We start from the raw sequence: 2,696 nt of genomic DNA on the forward strand, positions 1-2,696 counted from the left end.
AACCGGAGACGTCCGCCCTCAAACAGGCTGAGGTTTCCAGGGCTGCTGTACCAGCGCCGGCAGCGTGGCCGCGGCCGCTGGCCAAGTTCTCGGATGCCTTGAACAGCGCGACGGACTGGCCGCCAGGCTGGCAACTGCAGGGGCCGGCCGAAGTGGCCGCGCCGCGGCGGGCCTGGTGGCAGGCGATGCTGGCCGGGACGGGTGGGCGTTGGCAGACTTGGAATCAGGCGTTGCCGGTATCGGTCGAGTCCGTGCCGACCTGGCGCCTGCACGGGCCGGATGGCGCCGGCTTTTCGATCACGCTGGCCGATGGTCACGCCTGGCTGCAGGCTGGTGGGGCGGTCTGGCGGGCACCTTGGACGGTGGCGCCGCCGCGTTGACGCGTCAGGCGGGCGGCGTCGCCAGCTTGCGCTGCAGGGCCCGCATCAGCACCCCCAGCACCGGCAGCTTGGCGTACAGCTCTTCGGCGGCGTCCCAGTAGTCGCGGTGCAGCGCGATGCGGCCGCCGGCGTCGAAGTGCAAATGACTCGCGCCGTGGATCGTCATCAGTTTGCCGCGCAGCGCGAAGTCCATGTCCCACACCAGCGCGCAGTCGGTGGCGCCGCCGATGACCTGGGTGATGTGAAAGCGCGGCGCCTGCAGCGCATCGAACATGTGGGCGTAGACGCGGCGGATCATGTCGATGCCGACCACGTCGTTGAACGGGTCCTTGAAGCGGGCCTGTGCGGCATAGATGTCGCCCAGGCGATCGAGGTCGGCCGGCGCCATCGCCTCGAAAAAGGCGACCGTCCGGTCAATGTGAGGTTCGGGGTGACGGGGCTTGGGGGCGTTCGGCATCGTGGTGACAGGGTCCAAGGGGTCAAAGGCCGGTGGCACGGCGCACCAGCGCCTCATACAGGCCGGTCGGCAGCCAGCGCATCGCTTTCAACAGCCGCGTGAAGCGGCGCGGGAAGTGGATCTCGAAATCGCCGCGGGCCCAGCCGGCGAGCATTTCTTGTGCGGCCTGCTTGGGCTCGATCAGCGCCGGCATGTGGAAATCGTTGCCGGCGGTCAGCGGCGTGCGCACGAAGCCGGGGTTCACGAGCGACACGCCGACGCCAAGTGGCGCCAGATCCAGGTGCAGCGATTGGGCGAGGTGGATCAGCGCGGCCTTCGTCGGCCCGTACGCCAGCGCCTTCGGCAGCGCGCGGTAGCCGGCCACGCTGGCCACCAGGCTCAGGTGTGCCGGCTGGCGCGCCGCGGCCTGTGCGCGCAACCGCGGCAGCACTGCGGCGATCACGTGCAGGGCGCCGGTCACGTTGACCTGCTGGTGCTGCAGCATCGTGTCGAGGTCGAACTCGGTGGCGCGCAGCGGCTGGTAGATGCCGGCCGCGTAGAGCACGAGATCGAGCCGGCCGTGGCGAGCATGCAGCGAATCGGCCGCGCTCTGCACCAGTGCGCGGTCGGCCACGTCGAGCACCAACGCCTCGGCGCCCGGGTGCGCGCTGACGAACGTGGCGAGCGCGGCTTCGCTGCGTGCCGAGACGACGACCCGCGCGCCGCGCGCATGCAGTGCCTGCGCCACCGCCAGCCCGATGCCTGTCGACGCGCCCACCAGCCAGGCCACCCGGCCTTGCCAGTCGTCGATGCGCGGGTTCAAGGGCATCGGTGGCCTTCAAGGCTTCTGGAACGACAGCGTAACCTCGCCCAGGTCGATGCCGAACTTGCTCATGCGCGCCTTGTTCAGCATCACCTTGTCGTCGACCAGCCACATCCAGTCGTCGAAGGTTACGTTCCAGACCTTGCCGTTCACCGGCAGGGCCAGCGTGTAGTGCCAGTTCAGCGCGTTGCCGCGCGCCTGGCCCTCGGCGGCGCCGACCACGTCGTCGGCGCGGCCGGTGTAGCGGCCGTCGGTGCCGCGGGTCAGGTGCCAGACGCGGCGCTGGGTCTGGCCGTCGCTGTAGTGGAAGTCCTCCTCCAGCACACCCTCGTCGCCCTTCCAGCGCCCGACCAGGTCGACCGTGAAGCGGCGCACGACCTTGCCCGAACGGTCGGTGAACACGCCGTGCGCCTGCAGCGGGCCGTTGAAGTAGCTCGCCAGGTCGAGCGCCGGCGTTTCCTGGGCGTAGTCGGCCGGGGTCGGGCCGGCACAGCCCGCCAGGCCGGCGATCGCCAAGGCCGCAGTGGTCAGTCGTTGGTCAGTGCGTTTCATGCGTCAGGTTCCTGTTGTATCCATCCCCACCACAAGCAGGCCAGCGCCGCGGCCTTCAGCGCGAAAGGCAGTAGCGCGTATACGACCGCCAGCGCCGAGATGCCGGCTGGGTCATGCTGGCCGGGCTGGTAGCCCAGCCAGTGCAGCAGCGGCAGCGCCAGGCCGGCGGCCAGGGCGAGGTTCAGCTTGGTCGCGGCGCTCCACCAGCCGAAGGCCACGCCTTCGGCCCGMCCGCCGGCCTCGCGCAACAGCCCGGCCAGCAACGCCGCCGGGGCGCACAGATCGGCGCCGAGCGCCAGGCCGCTGCCGGCACAGACCAGCGCGAACCACAGGCCGTCACCGGCGCCCAGCGCGGCGGCGCCGACGAAGCTCGCGATTGCCAGAGCCATGCCCAGCGCCCAGGCCCGCGCCAGGCCAAGGCGGCTGATGATGCGTACCCACACCGGCAGCGAAGCCGCCGCGGCGCTGAAGTACAAGCCCAGCAGCCAGGGCTCGCCCTCGGGCC

The 2,696-nt window shown here is 70.8% G+C and carries 5 protein-coding genes; 1 reads left to right on the forward strand and 4 read right to left on the reverse strand.

All coding sequences use genetic code 11. The features are described 5' to 3' along the window. Positions 1-380: hypothetical protein (locus AC1DYI_RS31915; RefSeq protein WP_477208130.1), on the forward strand; the 380-nt coding region annotated here is incomplete at its 5' end. Between the two features lie 4 nt (positions 381-384). On the opposite strand, the gene AC1DYI_RS31920 is transcribed toward AC1DYI_RS31915, so the two are convergent. The 4 genes from AC1DYI_RS31920 to AC1DYI_RS31935 all read right to left on the reverse strand — a co-directional run. Then, a complete protein-coding gene (locus AC1DYI_RS31920) occupies positions 385-837 on the reverse strand; it encodes a nuclear transport factor 2 family protein (RefSeq protein WP_477208131.1) in 453 nt (150 codons plus the stop codon). 22 nt (positions 838-859) lie between these two features. Beyond that, positions 860-1,645: an SDR family NAD(P)-dependent oxidoreductase gene (locus AC1DYI_RS31925; RefSeq protein ID WP_477208132.1), complete on the reverse strand. Its 786-nt coding sequence runs from the start codon at positions 1,643-1,645 to the stop codon at positions 860-862. 9 nt (positions 1,646-1,654) lie between these two features. Next, entirely contained in the window at positions 1,655-2,191 is a 537-nt protein-coding gene (locus AC1DYI_RS31930; protein ID WP_477208133.1) for a DUF3833 domain-containing protein, read from the reverse strand. Then, positions 2,188-2,696, reverse strand: a 509-nt coding sequence (locus tag AC1DYI_RS31935; RefSeq protein ID WP_477208134.1) for an MFS transporter, incomplete at its 5' end; no start/stop codon positions are given. The genes AC1DYI_RS31930 and AC1DYI_RS31935, both read right to left, overlap by 4 nt.

The organism is Ideonella sp. P3_A4 (assembly GCF_056403075.1).

Bases quoted from the DNA above. Each gene is read 5' to 3' on its own strand.
- AC1DYI_RS31920 (WP_477208131.1), bottom strand. From the start codon at position 837: ATGCCGAACGCCCCCAAGCCCCGTCACCCCGAACCTCACATTGACCGG.
- AC1DYI_RS31925 (WP_477208132.1), bottom strand. From the start codon at position 1,645: ATGCCCTTGAACCCGCGCATCGACGACTGGCAAGGCCGGGTGGCCTGG.
- AC1DYI_RS31930 (WP_477208133.1), bottom strand. From the start codon at position 2,191: ATGAAACGCACTGACCAACGACTGACCACTGCGGCCTTGGCGATCGCC.